This window comes from Pseudomonas sp. D1-1 (assembly GCF_051132225.1).
In the GTDB taxonomy this organism is placed as follows: domain Bacteria; phylum Pseudomonadota; class Gammaproteobacteria; order Pseudomonadales; family Pseudomonadaceae; genus Aquipseudomonas.
Window position 1 is genome coordinate 2,853,547 of record NZ_CP071676.1, and the last position, 16,763, is coordinate 2,870,309.

At 62.3% G+C, this 16,763-nt stretch carries 12 protein-coding genes; 8 read left to right on the forward strand and 4 right to left on the reverse strand.

Annotated features, from left to right (window positions below):
* Positions 1–481 precede the first annotated feature (481 nt).
* Positions 482–1,018, forward strand: coding sequence for a hypothetical protein (locus J3P86_RS12890; RefSeq protein WP_434604881.1), 537 nt, complete (start codon positions 482–484; stop codon positions 1,016–1,018).
* A 3-nt stretch (positions 1,019–1,021) separates the two neighbouring features.
* Here J3P86_RS12890 and J3P86_RS12895 read toward each other — a convergent pair whose 3' ends face one another.
* Complete coding sequence (locus J3P86_RS12895) at positions 1,022–2,353, reverse strand: cation:proton antiporter (RefSeq protein WP_434623806.1); 1,332 nt, start codon at positions 2,351–2,353, stop codon at positions 1,022–1,024.
* A 319-nt stretch (positions 2,354–2,672) separates the two neighbouring features.
* Between J3P86_RS12895 and J3P86_RS12900 the strand changes: the two genes are divergently transcribed.
* The 4 genes from J3P86_RS12900 to ligD are packed head-to-tail and all read left to right on the forward strand — an operon-like array spanning position 2,673 to position 8,822.
* Entirely contained in the window at positions 2,673–4,058 is a 1,386-nt protein-coding gene (locus J3P86_RS12900) for an iron-containing redox enzyme family protein (RefSeq protein ID WP_434623804.1), read from the forward strand.
* Between the two features lie 9 nt (positions 4,059–4,067).
* A complete protein-coding gene (locus J3P86_RS12905; RefSeq protein WP_434623802.1) occupies positions 4,068–5,069 on the forward strand; it encodes a methyltransferase in 1,002 nt (333 codons plus the stop codon).
* On the forward strand, positions 5,041–6,204 hold the full coding sequence (locus J3P86_RS12910) for a carboxylate-amine ligase (RefSeq protein ID WP_434623800.1): 1,164 nt from the start codon (positions 5,041–5,043) through the stop codon (positions 6,202–6,204). The genes J3P86_RS12905 and J3P86_RS12910 overlap by 29 nt, the downstream gene beginning before the upstream one ends.
* Positions 6,201–8,822: a DNA ligase D gene (gene ligD, locus J3P86_RS12915; protein ID WP_434700527.1), complete on the forward strand. Its 2,622-nt coding sequence runs from the start codon at positions 6,201–6,203 to the stop codon at positions 8,820–8,822. Before J3P86_RS12910 ends, ligD begins: the two co-directional genes overlap by 4 nt.
* Before the next feature lie 207 nt (positions 8,823–9,029).
* Here the strand turns inward: ligD and J3P86_RS12920 are convergent, their stop codons facing one another.
* Together J3P86_RS12920 and J3P86_RS12925 are read right to left on the reverse strand one after the other, a co-directional pair.
* Positions 9,030–13,175 (reverse strand): CheR family methyltransferase, encoded by a 4,146-nt coding sequence (locus tag J3P86_RS12920; RefSeq protein WP_434700528.1) that lies wholly within the window; start codon positions 13,173–13,175, stop codon positions 9,030–9,032.
* A gap of 155 nt (positions 13,176–13,330) precedes the next feature.
* Complete coding sequence (locus tag J3P86_RS12925) at positions 13,331–13,942, reverse strand: Yip1 family protein (RefSeq protein ID WP_434568531.1); 612 nt, start codon at positions 13,940–13,942, stop codon at positions 13,331–13,333.
* A gap of 167 nt (positions 13,943–14,109) precedes the next feature.
* On the opposite strand from J3P86_RS12925, the gene J3P86_RS12930 reads away from it, so the two are divergent.
* From J3P86_RS12930 to J3P86_RS12940, 3 genes are read left to right on the forward strand one after another with little or no spacing between them, the layout of a single operon-like run.
* The gene (locus J3P86_RS12930) at positions 14,110–14,610 is read left to right on the forward strand and encodes a CinA family protein (protein WP_434568530.1); all 501 of its coding nucleotides are present in this window, start codon (positions 14,110–14,112) and stop codon (positions 14,608–14,610) included.
* Between the two features lie 10 nt (positions 14,611–14,620).
* Positions 14,621–15,139 (forward strand): hypothetical protein, encoded by a 519-nt coding sequence (locus tag J3P86_RS12935; RefSeq protein WP_434700530.1) that lies wholly within the window; start codon positions 14,621–14,623, stop codon positions 15,137–15,139.
* A 7-nt stretch (positions 15,140–15,146) separates the two neighbouring features.
* Positions 15,147–15,590, forward strand: a complete 444-nt coding sequence (locus J3P86_RS12940) for a DUF421 domain-containing protein (RefSeq protein WP_434568528.1) — start codon at positions 15,147–15,149, stop codon at positions 15,588–15,590.
* A gap of 169 nt (positions 15,591–15,759) precedes the next feature.
* Here the strand turns inward: J3P86_RS12940 and J3P86_RS12945 are convergent, their stop codons facing one another.
* The gene (locus J3P86_RS12945; protein WP_434700531.1) at positions 15,760–16,617 is read right to left on the reverse strand and encodes an SDR family oxidoreductase; all 858 of its coding nucleotides are present in this window, start codon (positions 16,615–16,617) and stop codon (positions 15,760–15,762) included.
* Positions 16,618–16,763 lie beyond the last annotated feature (146 nt).

Genomic DNA, 16,763 nt, shown 5'->3' on the forward strand with positions numbered 1-16,763 from the left:
TCTCGGGCTGTCTATTGGTGTGTATATCCGTTGCTGTGGTAACGGCGGCTTATGGTTCCGCTCTTACAGCGGGTCACTTTTGGAAGAGCGCCAAAAGTAACCAAAAACGCTTTGCCCCACCACTCGGTGCCTCGCCTAGGCTCGGCATGCCCTCACTCCGGCATTGCTCCGTGGGCCGCCGCGAAGGGCCATCCATGGCCCAGCGCGGCTAACCCGGCATCCATGCCGGGTTGCCCACTGCGCAATGCCTGCGTTCGGCCAGCGTGGTTAATGGGGCGCTGAGATCAAAGTCAAAAGCAGGGCAAGAGCAAGAGCAAGAGCGAGAGCAAGAGCAAGAGCAAGAGCAAGAGCGAGAGCGGGGCAGGAACCAGGCCGTTCGGGGGGTGCTTGGATGCAAGCGCCACCGGTCGATTGCTTTGAACTCAGCCACGACGATCATTTCTAGATGCACCCCCATTCAAGCCGAGGCACTATCCGCGCAATGCCCAGAATCCTGACTTACCCTACGCCCGAAGAAGATCTGACCGAGCACAATGCCAAGCTGTTTGGCTCACCCAAGGAGCGGCTGGATTTCTATCGGCGGGAAATCCAGTACGAAACCAGTATTCTCGCCAATCGAACCGACGCGTATCTGGCCGCACAGTCTTTCCTGGTGATTGCCTTCGCGTCGTGCATGGCCAACCTGAATCCGGAGTGGGGCAAGCTCTTCACGCTGATCGTGCCGCCATTTCTGGCGCTGCTCGGTTTCCTGAGTTCGCTCAACGCCTGGCCGGGGATTCGGGCTGCCTACGAGATCATCGACCATTGGCATTTCAAACAAAGCGAACTGCTGCGCAGTGAACCGTTGATGGGCCTGGCCTACGATGATTCGCCGCTGTTCAGCGAGCGCGAGTCGACCCACAAGGGCTATCGCAAGTCGCTGCTGTTTTCGGTGCGCACGCCGTGGATCTTCGCGGCGTTCTGGGTGTTGCTGGGGGTGTATTCGGTGTTCATCCAAGTGACCGACCCGGGTGGCTGACCGTCACTTTTTTCGGCGCTCATACCACGCCAGTGCGGGTTGGGTGCTTACGCCGTGCACCAGGATGCTCAGCGCCACCACCGACAGCGTGAGGTCGATGCACAGCTGCGCCACTTCGGGTTGCAGGTGATGGTTCAAGGCGTAGAACAGGTAAAACAGGCTGCCGATGCCGCGTATGCCGAACCAGCCGATCAATAACCGTTGCGGCCCATCCAGCAATCTCCCCCAAGGCATCGCCAGCACGCTCAACGGGCGGATCACCGCGAACAGCAAGGCACCGATGGCCAGGGCCCGCCAATCCCAGTGATGGGCAAGGACCACGCCGAGCAGTGTGACCAGGAACACTTCCATGGAGCGCTCCACCAGGCTGCCGAACGCCAGCATGTCGCTCATCATCACCCCGGCCGCCACCTGGCCGTCGTCCAGGGCCTGGGTGTCGCCGTGCACGGCCTGCTCCGGTTCTACCGCTTCATGGCCCACCAGCGGTTGCACCAGATGCTCGGCCGGCGGCGCGTTTTCATCGGTGGACTCGACTTCCGCCTGACGCAATCCCAGGCCGGCGGCGAACACCGAAAGAAAGCCATAAGCCTGCACCGACTCCGCCGCCACGTAGGCCAGTGCGATCAGGGCCAGGGCCAGGTAATCGTTTGGCGACAGGGTACTGTCGGCGTTCTTGATGCGCATCGACAAGGTCAGCCGGCCGATGCCACGCCCCAGCCAGTAGCCGATCAGCAGCCCCGCCGGTACGGCCCACAAGACGTTGCGCAAGGCCCACTCGCCGAGAAATCCGCTGCCGTCTTCCTGCAGCATGAGCAAGCCAAGGATGACAAAGGGAAATGCAGTGCCGTCGTTCAGCCCGGCTTCCCCGGACAAGCCGAATCGCACGCGATCATCGTCGCGGGCATCATTGACCTGCACCAGTGCCGCCAGCACCGGGTCGGTGGGTGCGAGCATCGCGCCGATCAACATGGACACGCCCCATCCGAGCCCAAACAGGTAGTGCAAGGTCAGGCACAGGCCGGCGATGGTCAGGATCATCACCGGACCGGCCAGCCCGTAGGCCACGCGCCAGCTGCGGTTCTTCAGTGGCAGGCGCAGCTTGAGGCCGCTGACGAACAGCGAGAACACCACGGCGACTTCGGTCAGGTGCTCCATCCAGCCTGACGAATCGTCGACCCCCAGCCGCAGCAGTCCCAGCCCCGCCGGGCCAATGGCGACGCCCAGCACCAGGCACACGGCCGAGGTGGTGACCGGCATCCAGCGCAGGTAGGACGACGTCAGGGCCAGGGTCAGCAAAACGGCACCGAGCACCGCTACCCACACTGTGAAAATCATGGTTGCTCCTTGGGTTGGGGTCACTCATTTCCTTGTGGCGAGGGAGCTTGCTCCCGCTGGCCGCGCAGCGGCCTTTCTTTGGGGGCTGCTGCGCACTGGAGCGCCAGCCCGGCCCAGCGGGAGCAAGCTCCCTCGCCACGAAAAACCGCCTTGCCTAGCGTTCGAGGGGGTTAGCGAAGCGAGGGTTCCCCGGCATATCGGCAGGCTCCCGTTTATCCGGGCGCTTTTCGATCCAGGGGAATTTTTTCCCGTGCGCGAGGCTCTGCAATGGAAGAGACGTGCTGATCGAGCGTCCCGTCGAGAAACCCAAGAGGCCTTTATGACTGCGCTGACATCCCTCCAATCCAGGCCTGCCACCGCGCAGCCATTCACCACTGCGGGCAACGTTCGTCAATGCTACGAGCGGCTGCTGCAGGGCCCCGACGACAGCGACAAGCAAGCCGATGCCCAAGCCTTTCTCCAGCCTTTGCTGGAGCAGGCCGCGGCGTTGCCCCAGGAGATGCCCGACGATCCAGCGGCGCTGCTTGCCTGGGTAGAACAGCACAGCGCCGGCGTGGCCCGGCAGTACGCCGACTACCTGGAACGACGCAAGAGTGGCGGTCGTCGGGAGTTCTTCCACAGCAAGGCCCAGGCTTTGTACTTCCTGCAGGCCGTGGCGCCGACGAAACTAGTGGATGGCGCCTGGTTGTATGGCGTGCTCAGGCACTGGCATGACCACCGTTTCGAAGGGCTGCTGTGTACCTATCTGGAAGAGCTCGGCGATGGTGTGCCGGCCCAGAACCATGTGGTGCTCTACCGCAAGCTGCTAGCCGAACATGGGCTGTCGGACATGCCCGACATCCACGATGACCGCTATCTGCAAGGTGCGGTGCAACTGGCTTTGGGTTATGCCGGCGACGAGTATCTGCCCGAGGTCATCGGCTACAACCTTGGCTACGAACAACTGCCACTGCATTTGCTGATCAGCGCCTATGAGCTGAGCGAACTCGACATCGACCCGTATTACTTCACTCTCCATGTGACCATCGACAACGCCAGCACCGGCCATGCCCACAAGGCTGTGCAATCGCTGCTGCAACTGATGCCGATGGAGGCGGATCGCGAATCCTTCTGGCGTCGGGTCACCCTGGGCTATCGCCTCAACGACCTGGGGCAGGGCAGCCGGGCGGTCATCGAGTCGTTTGACTTGGAACGCGAGGTCCTCGACATGCTTGAGCGCAAGCGCCCGTTTGGCCAACACATGCATTCCGATTACTGCAAATTCGAAGGCAAGACCGTCAACCAATGGCTGGCGGAGCCGGGGCAGCTGGAAGGTTTCCTCAAGGCCATGCAAGGCAAAGGCTGGATCCGGCGCCACGAAGATCCGCAGAACAGCCGCTTCTGGACCCTGATCGAAGGCGCTGGCGCGGCGATGTTCGGGGTCTTCAGCCCTTACGAAAAGCAGCTGTTGCACGATTGGATCGCCGGTGACTGGTTGGAGGAGCGCGGTCGCTCCGGCGCCCGCCGCAGCCTTGGCGCGGCGCAGGATACCCAGGCACCGCCGCAGGATCCGGACGTGCAGAACCTGCAGCAATTACTGCGGGGCAAGGCGCCCGATGCGCAGATGCAGATCCTCTTGTCCTGGCTTTCGCCGCGCGCCCATAGCCATCCGGCCGGGCTGCTGGCGACCCGCCGGTTCATCGAACTCAAATCCGCCCTTCGTTAGGAGCTCTGCATGAATCAGGAAGATCGCCTGTCCGAACCCGACCTGGCGCTGCTGCAACTGGGTCGCCGCCTGCACGCCGACGGCTACCGTTTCATCACCCCGACACCGTTAACCCATGAACGGGTCAATAAACGGCCCGGCAACGAGCGTTCGAAGACCCTGCGGGACGTTTTCGGCTGGTCGCGGCCGTTCGCGCCTGGGCTGATTTCCGCCGATGAGCAGCGTCAGTTGCAGGAGGCGCAGGTGTTGGAGGAACGTGACGGCCTGTTATACAGCCGCGTGCGCTGGTCGAGCCTGGACGGGATGCTGTTCGCCCATTCGCAGTTTCCCACCCAGGCCAATGACGCAGTATTTTTCGGCCCGGACAGCTATCGGTTCGCCCATCTGATCCATACCCACCTGCAACAGAACTTCACCGCGGTGCATCGGGCCGTGGACATCGGCTGTGGTGCCGGTGTCGGGGCCATGGTGATTGCCCGCGCCCGGCGCGAGGCCGAGGTTCTCGCCGTGGACATCAATCCCCTGGCCCTGCGCCTGTGCGCGGTCAACGCCGCGCTGGCCGAGGTTGCCAACGTCGAGGTCGCCCACAGTGATGTTCTCCGGGACGTCGAGGGCAGCTTTGACCTGATCGTTGCCAACCCACCGTACATGGCCGACCCGGCCGAGCGCGCCTATCGCCATGGTGGCGGCGCGCTGGGCGCCGGCCTGTCGCTGCGTATCGTCGAGCAGGCGTTGCCCCGGCTTACGCCTGGTGGCTCGCTGGTGCTCTACACCGGCGTGGCGATGGTCGACGGTCGCGATCCGTTCCTGGAGGCGCTTGGCCCTTGGCGCGATTCGGCGCAGTACGGCTGGACTTACCGGGAACTGGACCCGGATGTCTTCGGCGAGGAATTGCTGACCCCGGGTTATCAGGACGTGGAACGGATCGCCGTGGTGGCGTTGGTTGTCACCCGCACGGGTGCGGGTATCGGAGGGAACATCGATGAACAGGCGTTTGAAGTTCGGCATTGAAGAGGAATATTTCGTCACCGACCTGCAAACCCGGCACATGCCCGACCAGCCGCCCGTAGCGGCGATTGCGGCATGCCGGGAGGAGCTGGGTGAGCATTTCGCCCACGAGATGTTCCTGAGCCAGGTGGAGATGGCTTCGCCCATCTTCGAGAACCTGGCGGAGGCCGCCGATTACCTGGCCCAGGTGCGTAGCGGCCTGACGCGGCGCCTGGCACCCCACGGCCTGGGATTATTGAGCGCCGGCTCACATCCGATGACCACGGTCGGCTTGCAGCCCACCGACGAGCTGCATTTCCAGCAATTGTTCGACGATTACCAGCGAGTGGCGCGCCGCAGCGTGTTATCGGGCCTGCATGTACACGTGGAAGTACCGGGCGATCAGGACCGGGTCAAGGTCATGAACGAAGTGTTGCCGTGGCTGCCGATGTTGTTGGCGCTGAGTGCGTCTTCGCCGTTCTGGAACGGCGGCTACAGCGGCTTCAGCAGTTATCGCCAGGTAGCCTGCGATGAATGGCCGCGGATGGGCGTGCCGGAGTTCTTCGCCGACGAGGCCGCGTTCAACGGCTACGTCGACATGCTCACGCGCACCGGCTCCATTCGCCAGCCCAGCGATTGCTGGTGGGTGCTCAGGCCGTCGTCGCGTTACCCGACGCTGGAGCTGCGCATCTGCGATGCCTGCCCGCGGATCGACGACGTCCTGTGCCTGGTTTCGCTGTTTCGCCTGATGGTTGCCCATGCCTGCGCCCAGCCCAAGCCTGGGGCCAATTACAGCCTGATGTCGCAGTGGATCCTCAAGGAAAACCGCTACCGGGCCAAGCGCCACGGCATCCTGGCGGAGTTCATCATCGAGGGGCAGGAACAACCCATGCTCATTGGCGAATGGCTGAACCTGGCCGAGCAGACCTTCGCCGACACCGCCACAGCGCTGGGCGTGCAGGACGTGTTCAAGCAAGCCCGCCGGATCGTTCAGGAGGGCACCAGTGCCGATCGCCAGGTCGTGCTGTATGAACAAGGCTTGCTGCTGGGGGACTCCATCGAACAGGCCCTGAGCCGGGTGGTTGATCAGTTGCTCTCGGAAACCGCCGGCATGCCGGTGGCCGATCCTACCCTTGCGCAAGTTGCAGGTGGCCCATGACCAGCAAAACCCTTGAAGACTACAACCGCATGCGCGACTTCGCCGCCACCCCGGAACCGGCGGCGAAACGCTCGCGCAAAGCGGCGAAAACCGCCCATGCCCTGCAGTACTGCATCCAGAAGCACGATGCCACGCGGCTGCATTACGATTTTCGCCTGGAGCTGGACGGCGCGCTCAAGAGCTGGGCAGTGCCCAAGGGACCGTCCCTGGATCCGAAGGTCAAGCGCCTGGCCGTGCATGTCGAAGACCATCCGCTCGATTACGCGACCTTCGAGGGCAGCATTCCCGAAGGGCACTACGGCGCCGGCGATGTCATTGTCTGGGACCGGGGCGTGTGGATTCCCCAGGGCGACGTACACGAAGCCTACGAAAAGGGCCGCCTCAAGTTCGAGCTGCGCGGGGAGAAACTCGCTGGCCTGTGGAACCTGGTGCGCACCCATATGCCCGGTAAACAGGAGCAATGGTTCCTGATCAAGCATCAGGACGACGCAGCCCGTCCGGAGAGCGAGTACGACGTGGTCGAGGCCGAGCCGGACAGCGTGCTCAGCGACCGCACGATCGTGCCCAAGCGCCGAGGCAAGGCCGCTGCTGCCAAAGCCGTAAAACAACCGGAAAAAGCCGCGCCGCCGAAATCGTCGAAAAAAACCGCGAAGACCACCCTCAGCGGCGCCGTTGCCGGCCCGATTCCCGAAACCCTCAAGCCGGAACTGGCGACGCTGGTGGACAGCGCGCCCGAGGGCGACTGGCTCTACGAGATCAAGTTCGACGGCTACCGGGTCATGGCGCGTATCGACAACGGCGATGTGCGCTTGATCACCCGCAACGGCCATGACTGGACCCACAAACTGCCGAAACAGGCCGAGGCCTTGGCCGGGCTCGGATTGGAATCGGCCTGGCTCGACGGCGAGATGGTCGTCGCCAATGAGCAAGGCGTGCCGGACTTCCAGGCCCTGCAAAACGCCTTTGATGCCGGCAGCAGCGGCAAGATCGCCTATTACCTGTTCGATTTGCCCTACCTCAACGGCATGGATCTGCGCAAAGTGCCGGTGGAGGAGCGTCGGGCCGCGCTGGCAGCGGTGCTTGAGGCGAATGAAGATCCGTTGCTGCGCTTTTCCGACGCCTTCGAGGAAACCCCCGAAGCACTGCTCAACAGCGCTTGCCAGATGCGCATGGAAGGACTGATCGGCAAACGCCAGGGCAGCGCCTATGTGTCCCGGCGCAGCAGCGACTGGATCAAGCTCAAATGCAAGAATCGCCAGGAGTTTGTCGTGGTCGGCTTCAGCGAGCCCAAGGGCTCGCGCAGCGCGTTCGGTGCCTTGTTGCTGGGCCTGCATGACGTAGACAGCGGTGAGCTGCGGTATGCCGGCAAGGTCGGCACCGGTTTCAACGAGACGACGCTCAAAAGCATCTACCAGCAGCTGTTGCCCCTGGAAACGAAAAAAGCCGCCGTGGTCAACCCCCCCACTGGTTACGAGGCCAAGGGCGTGCACTGGCTCAAGCCGGAATTACTGGCCGAGGTGGCATTTGCTGAAATGACCAAGGAAGGTTCGGTACGCCACGCGGTGTTCCATGGCTTGCGCAACGACAAGCCGGCCAAGGCGATTACCCAGGAACTGCCGAAACCGATAGAGAAGCCCGCCAGGAAAAAAACCGCCGCCAAGGAGGAGCCGGCACCGGCCAAGCCCAAGACCAAAGCCAAGGCCAAGACCACCCAGGCACCGACCCTGGACGGCAAGGTGCGCATTACCCACCCGGACCGGATCATCGATGCCAGCAGTGGCACGACCAAGATGCAACTGGCCGAGTACTACGCCAGCGTTGCCGAATTCATCCTGCCGGAACTGGCCGACCGTCCGGTGGCCCTGGTGCGCGCGCCGGACGGCATCGCCGGCGAGCTGTTCTTCCAGAAGAACCCCGAGCGCCTGGCGATTCCCGGCATCACCAGCCTGGACAAGGACCTGACCGGGCAACCGGTGATGATCATCAACAACGCCGAAGCGCTCATCGGTGCGGTGCAGATGAGTACCGTGGAGCTGCACACCTGGAACGCCACTTCGGTAGACCTGGACAAACCCGACCGTTTTGTCCTCGACCTTGACCCGGACCCGGCGCTGCCGTGGAAAAGCATGGTGGAAGCCACGCAACTGACCTTGTCGGTGCTGGATGAGCTGGGCCTGAAGGCGTTTCTCAAGACCAGCGGCGGCAAGGGTATCCACGTGGTGGTGCCGCTGACCCGCAAGTTGGGCTGGGACGAGGTCAAGGGCTTCAGCCACGCCATTGTCAGCCACATGGCCAAGCTGTTGCCCGATCGCTTCTCGGCGGTATCGGGACCGAAAAACCGGGTGGGGCGGATTTTCATCGATTACCTGCGCAACGGCCTGGGCGCCACGACCATTTGTGCCTATGCCGCCCGCACCCGTGAAGGGCTGCCAGTGTCGGTGCCGATTTATCGCGAAGAAGTGGCCGAGCTCAAGGGCGCCAACCTGTGGAACGTACACAACGTGCATGAGCGGCTGGCCGAGGTGGGGCATGAGCCTTGGGCGGACCTGAAGAAAACCCGCCAGGGCATCACGGCCGAGATGCGTCGGCGGATCGGGATGAAGACCACCGCCAAGTAGCCCCTAGGAGGAAGGGGCCGCTCTGTGGCAAGTGTAATTATTGTGGCGAGGGGATTTATCCCCGCTGGGGCGCGAAGCGGCCCTATACTTACTTTCTCGGTATATCGGCTGGACACAAGGGCTGCTTCGCAGCCCAGCGGGGATAAATCCCCTCGCCACAGATAATACCTAGCATGAATGAGCGTTTCTGCCAGATTTTGCGGGGTCCTAATAAACCCGCGCCCGCCGCAATTGCTCGATCGCTTCGATCAACTCGTCATAGGACACCGGTTTGCCGATGTGCTGGTCAAAACCCGACTGCTGCGACTTGTGCATGTCGACAGACGCACCGTACCCGGTCAGGGCGATGGCCGGGATGTTTTTGATGTGGGGCAACTCGCGCAGCGCCTGCATCAGTTCATGGCCATTCATTACCGGCATGCCCAGGTCCGAGATCACCACGTCGTAACGGGCGTCCCGGGCCGCTTCCAGCGCTTGCAACGGTTGATCGAACGCAACGACGTTGGCGTCCTCCATTTCCAGCAGCAGCTTGAGGGTATCGAGCACGTCGGGGGAATCGTCCACCAACAACACCGTCAAGCCGCTCAGGCGTCCGGATTGCTCTTCGCAGGCTTGCGGCTTGGGCGCCAGCTCGGCGCTGCTCAAGGGCAGGCGGATGGTGAACGTACAGCCTTTGCCCAGCCCTTCGGACTTGACCTCGACGCTGCCGCCGTGGGCTTCGGTCAACTGCCGTACCAGCGACAGGCCGATTCCCAGCCCTTCGCGCTGATGGGTCGCATGCTGGGTCTCGGCCTGGCCGAACAGGTCGAACACTTCGCTCAAGTGTTCCGCGGCAATACCGACGCCTGAATCCTTGACGTCCAGGCGAGCCATGCGCCCGTCCTGGCTGGCGATCAACTGCACGCGGCCGCCATTCGGGGTGAATTTCAGCGCGTTATTCACCAGGTTCCAGATGATCTGCTCCAGCCGGGTCGGATCGGCGTTGACAATCAGCTCGCTGCCGGGCCCTTCGGGCAGTTCCAGAGTGACCTTGTTCGGATGGTTGTCGTTGATCACCACGGTGTAGATGTCTTGCAGCACGCGACCCAGATCGACCGCCAGGCGCTTGAGCTTGAGCTTGCCGGTGCGTACTCGGGCTACGTCCAGCAGGTCGTCGATGATACGCGCCTGGCTGGTAACAGCGTCGCAGATGGTGTTGACCGCCCTGGCAGCCGCAGTGACGCTCTTGGTCACCGGCAGGCGGCGCAGCAATTCGGCGTTGAGCTGGATCAGATTCAGCGGGTGCTTCAGTTCGTGGGACATGACCGCGAAGAACTCATCCTTCAAGTGGCTGTTGTTCTGGGTTTCCATGAGCCGTTGGGTCTGTTCTTCGTGCAGGCGCTTATGCCCGGTGAGATCACGGGCAATCTTCACGTAGCCCTGCAAGTAGTCGCCACTGAGCAGCGTGACCTCGCCACTGCAGAAGAAGCGGCTGCCGTCCTTGCGTTGATGCCAGCGCTCGTCTTCGCAACGGCCTTTGGCACGAGCGGTGCTCAGTTCGGTTTCAGGAGCGCCGTAGCTACGGTCTTCCGGGGTAAAGAGGAAGTCGTAATAAGCGCCTTCGGCTTCGGCCTTGGTATGGCCGAAAATCAACTGCGCGCCGGTGTTCCAACTGGTGATCACGCCATGTTCGTCGAGCAGGATGATCGCGTAGTCGCGGGTGCTTTCGGCCACCAGGCGCATGCGCTCTTCGCCCAGGCGCAACTCTTCTTCAGCGGCACGGCGCTTGGTGATGTCGATAAAGGTCAACACCGTGCCGTCGATGTGGTCTTCGCTGGAGCGATAGGGCAGCAGGCGGGCGATGTACCAGCGGTCATCCTTGCTGCTGACTTCGCGCTCGATCATGTTCAGCGACTCGAACACCTGGGTGGCGTCCGCAGCCATCTCCGCATAGTCCAGGCGGTGGGTGATGTCGAGCAGTGAACGGCCGGTGTCCACCGGGAGCATGCTGAAGATTTCCGTGGCCCGCGGGGTGAACCATTTGATGCGCATGCTGCGGTCGACGAATACCGTGGCGATGTCGGTGGAGGCGATCAGGTTGGTGAGGTAGTCGTTGATCTTGTCGGTTTCCTCGACCTTGGTCTTCAGCTCGTAATTGACCGTCAGCAACTCTTCGTTGATCGATTGCAGCTCTTCCTTGCTGGTTTCCAGCTCCTCGGTGGCCGAGCGCAGTTCCTCGTTGATGGCCTGCATTTCTTCATTGGAGGCCTTGAGCTCCTCGCTGGAGACCTCGGCCTGCTCGATGGTGTCCTGCAGGTGCGACTTGGTCCGCTGCAGCTCCCGCTCCAGATTGGCCAGCACCTGGTTTTCGGTCTGGCTGGTGATGGCGGTAACCTGCTGGCTGGGATCGACTTCCTCCTCCTCGAACACGACAAGGACAAACTCGCCATCGGATTCGTCGTCGCGATACGGCTGGACCAGCAGGTCCACCAGGAAGCGCTTGCCATCGCGCTCCATATTGACCTGGCGGGACTTGACCGGCTGGCCGTTCTGGTTCACCTGGAACAAGGCGGTGCGGATTTCCAGGCGCAGCTGCGGGTTGATCAGCGTCAGCAGGTTACGCGACATCTCGCCGCCGACGTGGCGCAGATAGCGGCCGGCGGTTTCGATCATGTGCAGGATGTCGCCATTGCTGTCGACAATTATGCTCGGTGGCGCGGCCCGTTCGATGGCACGCAAGTGGATATCGGCAAACGACACCTTGCGCGGCGCGATGATCTGCGGCGCGGCCAGGGACGAGGTGCTGCGCACGTAACCGCCACGGGGCATGGTCGGGGTTCGGCGGCTGGCGGCAGTGCCGTATTTGGCGCGGAAGATCCGGTTGCGCTTGTCCACCGGGCTGAACAGCTCGCTGCAGGCATCGGCCGACTCCGACGAACCGAGGAACAGGTAGCCTCCCGGGCGCAGGGCAAAGTGGAACATTTGCAGGATTTCCCGCTGCACTTCGCGGTCGAGGTAGATCAGCAGGTTGCGGCAGACGATCAGGTCGATCTGCGAGAAGGGCGGGTCCGACAGCAGGCTGTGTTTGGCAAACAGCACGCGCTCGCGGATTTCCTTGCGCACACGGTACGTCGTGGTTTCCTTCAGGAAATATTGGCGCAGGCGAGTGGGCGGCACGTCGGTAATGATCGCTTCCGGGTAGGCGCCGCCGCGCCCCACGGTAATGGCGCGTTCGTCGATGTCGGTGGCGAATATCTGCAGCTTGGCGTTGCTCGAATCATGCTGTAACTGATCGCTGAGCAACATGGCCAGGGTATAGGCCTCTTCGCCGGTGGAGCAGCCGGCCGACCAGATCCTGATCTCCTCAGGCGGCACGCTACCCGGCTCGACCGGCTTCAACAGGTTGGGCAGGACGTCGCGCTCCAGGGCTTCGAAGGCTTCGCGATCGCGGAAGAAATTGGTCACCCCGATCAGCAGGTCGCCCAGCAGCGCCTTGGTTTCTTCGGGGTGATTCTGCAGATACGCGTAGTAGGCGCCCAGATCTGGCTGGGCGGTGACCTGCATGCGCCGTTCGATGCGCCGCAGCACGGTGGCCCGCTTGTAATGCTTGAAGTCATGCCCGGTGCCAGCGCGCAGCTGCACCAGGATGTCATGCAGCGATTGCTCGGCGGCGACTGCTTCGCGCTCGGAGGTTGGCGGTTGGGTCTTGATTTCCGGGTCGTTGGCCGTCGGTAGGCGAATATTCTGGGAATTTCGCCACAGCTCCAGGAGCTTTTGCGGCATTTCCACCACGGGAAGCACCAGGTCGACCATCTGGGTGTCGATGGCGGCCTGGGGCATGCCGTCGAATTCGGCGTCCTGGGGCGATTGGGCGATGGTCACGCCGCCCTGTTCCTTGATGCGCGACAGGCCCACGGCTCCGTCGGAGCCGGTGCCCGACAGCACCAGGCAGAATGCCCGCTCCTTGTGTACGTCGGCCAGGTCACGGAAAAACAGGTCGATAGCCACATGCCCGCCGAGGCGCGGCTCGGCCGGCTTGACCTTCAGATATCCGTCGTTCATCGACAAATGATGGGCGGGGGAAATGACATAGACATGGTTTTTCTGGATAGCGACCGTCTCGCTCACCTGGAGCACCGGCATCTTGGTCGATTCCTGGATGATCTTGTCGGCGATGCTTTGATGGTCTGGAGCCAGGTGCAGGACGATCACGAACGCCATGCCATTGTCCTTGGGCATGTGTTCAAAAAACTGCTTGATGGCCTGCAAGCCGCCCGCAGAGGCGCCGATTCCTACTACCGGAAACTCGAGGCTGCTGGGGCTCAGCTCTCGTCGCTGTGGCACGTTGGGAGAGCGTTTGCTTGGTGAAGACATATGACATTGGCCTTAGGAAGGGCGGCGGAGCGGTCCAGCGCTGCCGCCTCGATGTTCAGGGTGCAAAAACTCGCAGGATAGTCGGGTTAGGCGAAGATTGCGAAGTGGATGTTCGCCTGACCGCGGCTTCCGTCATTGTGCGCCTCGACGCGGGCTCAGCCCACCGGCACGCGAAGGTATTCCGGTTGCAGGTAGTTGAACCACAGCAGGATCATTTCCACCAGGATCGTGACCAGCACCAGTAAACCGACGCCCCAGACGCTCGCTGAATACAATAGCCCTTGTTCTTTCTTCAGGCCCATGAACTTGGGTAGACCGACGAACAGCAGGAATGTCGAGTAGACCGAGGCGAGCAACAGGACCACCACCGCCAGCCAGCGGCTGGGGTACAGCCCGAAGATGCCGGCCAGGAAGTACGGGGTTGCGGTGTAGGCGGCAAAACCGATGCACTGGTTGACCGTGGGCCGAGCCTCGAAGGTGCGCGACATCCAGCGGATGAACAGCCCCATCAGCGAGACGCCGATCACGATGGTCAGGTAGAGCAGGGCGCACAGTTGCAAGGCGCTGGCCTGACTCAACCTCACGGTCTCGTTTTCGGCCAGGCTCCAGCCGGTCCAGGTGGTACCGATGAACAGGCACACCGCCGGAATCAGCGCCAGCAACAGCAGATGGGCCAGGTAATGGTGAGGGTGAGCCTGCTCCTGCTCGCGAATGTCCCCCCAGGCAAATTCCGGATGGGTGAACAGCTTGACGAAAAGCACAGACATGACGACCTCCTGATCAGGACAGCCTCTGCATGAGGCTCATACCGTTATGAGGTACAGGATCGGCCAGGGGTTTCATTTATTTGGCGTGTCCGGGCGACGGCGCGATAAAGGGAATGATTCGAAACCGCGGGGGTCAACCCATCAGCATCCATGAAGGACTGAATGCCATGACTGTTGCCCAATCCCTGGTTGATTATCTGCAAGACCATGAACTGCGCCTGACCACCGCCGAGTCCTGCACCGCCGGGCTGATCGTCACCCTGTTGGCGGAAGTGCCGGGCAGTGGCTCGCTGATCGAAAGCGGCTATGTGGTGTATTCCCCCGAAGCCAAGCAGCGCTTGCTCGGCGTCAAGCCGCGCACCATCGATACCTTCAATCTCACCAGCCGCGAAGTCGCCGAGGAAATGGCCCTGGGCGCGCTGCGCGACGCCGACGCCAACGTCGCGGTCGCTACCACCGGCCTGCTCGGGCCGGACGACAAGGACGGCATACCTGCTGGCACGGTCTGTTTTGCCTGGGCGTTCGAGGTAAACGGCCAGCGTGCGCTGTTCAGCCGCCAGGAGCGATTCTTTGGCGACCGGCGCCAGGTGCAGTTGCTCTCCAGCGAGTACGCCTTGCGGCAATTGCCCGGCTATCACCAGCGTGCTTTGGCCGGTGAACTTCGATAGGAGCGGCCCCATGATCGATCAGCGTGAACAAGACGACCACCGCAGCCGCCAGTTCCCGGTGGAAGAGGACATGGCATTCCAGCACAAGGTCTGGCGCTTCGAGCGGGTCGGCTGGTACGTATTGGTGCTGTTGGTGATCCTGACCCTGCTCGGGCTGTTTTCCCGTGGTCCGCTGAGCAGCCGCGAAGCGCAAAGCGCGGACGGCAGCATTGGCGTCGAATACGAGATGTTCCATCGCAACGGCTCGGTCAATCCGCTGGTCGTCCGTCTGCAAGGCGCGTCCAACGCGGTGCTGGAGGTGGAGCTCGGCGGCGATTGGCTGGAGGGGTTCGATGTGCAGAGCGTGCAACCGCAGCCAGTGCGTTCGGCCGCCGCGGGGCAGGGTATGAAGATCTGGGTCCAGGCCGACGGGCAGGGGCGGGCCAACCTGCACCTGTCACTGCTCGGTGAAGGCCTCGGTAACTATAAAAGCCGCATCGCAACGCCCAATGGCGCCGAGGTCAGGTTCAATCAATTCATCTTTCCATAGGTGACGTATGGATTCGGTATTGCGAGCCGCCGCTATGTACGCGGTATTGTTGGTGTTGTTCAAGATCGCCGGGCGACGTTCGCTGGCGGAGATCACCACCTTCGATTTCGTCCTGTTGATGATCATTGGCGAGGCTACCCAGCAGGCATTGTTGGGGGACGATTTCTCGATGACCAATTCGTTCATGGTCATCGTCACGCTGATTGCCATCGATGTCGGGTTTTCGCTGCTCAAGCTGCGCTCCGACTGGGTTTCGCGGCTGATCGATGGTGGTCCGACCATCATCGTCGAGGATGGGCGTATCTTGCAGGGGCGCATGCGTCACGCCCGGCTGATAGAGGCAGACATCATGGAAGCGGCGCGCTCGAGCCAGGGCATCGAGACCCTGGATCAGATCAAGTTCGCGATCATCGAACGCAACGGGAAGATTTCGGTGATCGCCAAGGAGTGATCCTTGGTAGTGGCGGGGGGCTTTTGTGGTGAGGGGATTTATCCCCGTTGGGCTGCGAAGCAGCCCTCTGGATCCTTCCTGATATACCGAGGTGTCCTGATTCAGGGCCGCTTCGCGCCCCAGCGGGGATAAATCCCCTCGCCACAAAAAGCCCCCTCGCCACATACATTTAAAGGATCGGCTTGCCCCCGGTCACCGCATACCGCGAGCCGGAGATGTAGCTGGACTCATCCGAGGCCAGCAGCACGAAGATCGGCGCCACTTCCACGGGCTGGCCGGGGCGCCCCAGTGGTGTCTGCGAACCGAAGTTCTGCACTTCTTCCTCGGGCATGGTGGCAACGATCAGCGGTGTCCAGATCGGCCCTGGCGCGACGCTGTTCACCCGGATGCCCTTGGGCCCGAGCATCTGCGCCAGGCCACCGGTGAAGTTGGCGATGGCGCCTTTGGTCGTGGCATAGGCCAGCAACGTCGGCTTGGGCATGTCCGAGTTGACCGAGGTGGTGTTGATGATCGATCCCCCGGCCTGCATGTGCGGCACCGCGGCCTGGCAGATCCTGAACATTGCGGTGATGTTGATATCGAACGTGCGCACCCATTCTTCGTCCGGAATCTCTTCCAGGGTTTCGTGAGTCATCTGGAACGCGGCGTTGTTGACGAGGACGTCGATGCGGCCGAAGCGCGCCACGGTTTCATCGACGACCTTGCGGCATTGGACCTTGTCCGCCAGGTCGCCGGGCAGCAACAGGCATTGCCGGCCGGCCTGTTCGACCCAGCGAGCGGTCTCCTTGGCATCCTCGTGCTCGTTCAGGTAGGAAATGGCCACGTCGGCGCCTTCGCGGGCGAAGGCGATGGCTACCGCTCGCCCGATGCCGCTGTCGGCGCCGGTGATCAGCGCAATCTTGTTCGCCAGGCGACCGGAACCCTTGTAGCTTTGTTCACCGCAGTCTGGATACGGGTCCATCTTCTGCTGGCTGCCGGGGACGGGCTGGCTTTGTTTGGGGAAGGGTGGGGTTGGGTAATCGGCCATTTTCGTTCTCCATGGCAGGTGGTTGCGATGGAGGGTGGACTGTGGCGTTTCAGGCAGAGTTCGGTCGGATTTTCCCATCTGTCGATGAGCGTGACCGCTAGCGTTTCGTCGAGCGGGCCCAAGATCGGCTGAACGGGGACGCGGGC

Coding starts and splice junctions, on each gene's coding strand:
- J3P86_RS12890 (WP_434604881.1), top strand. CDS start 482: ATGCCCAGAATCCTGACTTACCCTACGCCCGAAGAAGATCTGACCGAG.
- J3P86_RS12895 (WP_434623806.1), bottom strand. CDS start 2,353: ATGATTTTCACAGTGTGGGTAGCGGTGCTCGGTGCCGTTTTGCTGACC.
- J3P86_RS12900 (WP_434623804.1), top strand. CDS start 2,673: ATGACTGCGCTGACATCCCTCCAATCCAGGCCTGCCACCGCGCAGCCA.
- J3P86_RS12905 (WP_434623802.1), top strand. CDS start 4,068: ATGAATCAGGAAGATCGCCTGTCCGAACCCGACCTGGCGCTGCTGCAA.
- J3P86_RS12910 (WP_434623800.1), top strand. CDS start 5,041: ATGAACAGGCGTTTGAAGTTCGGCATTGAAGAGGAATATTTCGTCACC.
- ligD (WP_434700527.1), top strand. CDS start 6,201: ATGACCAGCAAAACCCTTGAAGACTACAACCGCATGCGCGACTTCGCC.
- J3P86_RS12920 (WP_434700528.1), bottom strand. CDS start 13,175: ATGTCTTCACCAAGCAAACGCTCTCCCAACGTGCCACAGCGACGAGAG.
- J3P86_RS12925 (WP_434568531.1), bottom strand. CDS start 13,942: ATGTCTGTGCTTTTCGTCAAGCTGTTCACCCATCCGGAATTTGCCTGG.
- J3P86_RS12930 (WP_434568530.1), top strand. CDS start 14,110: ATGACTGTTGCCCAATCCCTGGTTGATTATCTGCAAGACCATGAACTG.
- J3P86_RS12935 (WP_434700530.1), top strand. CDS start 14,621: ATGATCGATCAGCGTGAACAAGACGACCACCGCAGCCGCCAGTTCCCG.
- J3P86_RS12940 (WP_434568528.1), top strand. CDS start 15,147: ATGGATTCGGTATTGCGAGCCGCCGCTATGTACGCGGTATTGTTGGTG.
- J3P86_RS12945 (WP_434700531.1), bottom strand. CDS start 16,617: ATGGCCGATTACCCAACCCCACCCTTCCCCAAACAAAGCCAGCCCGTC.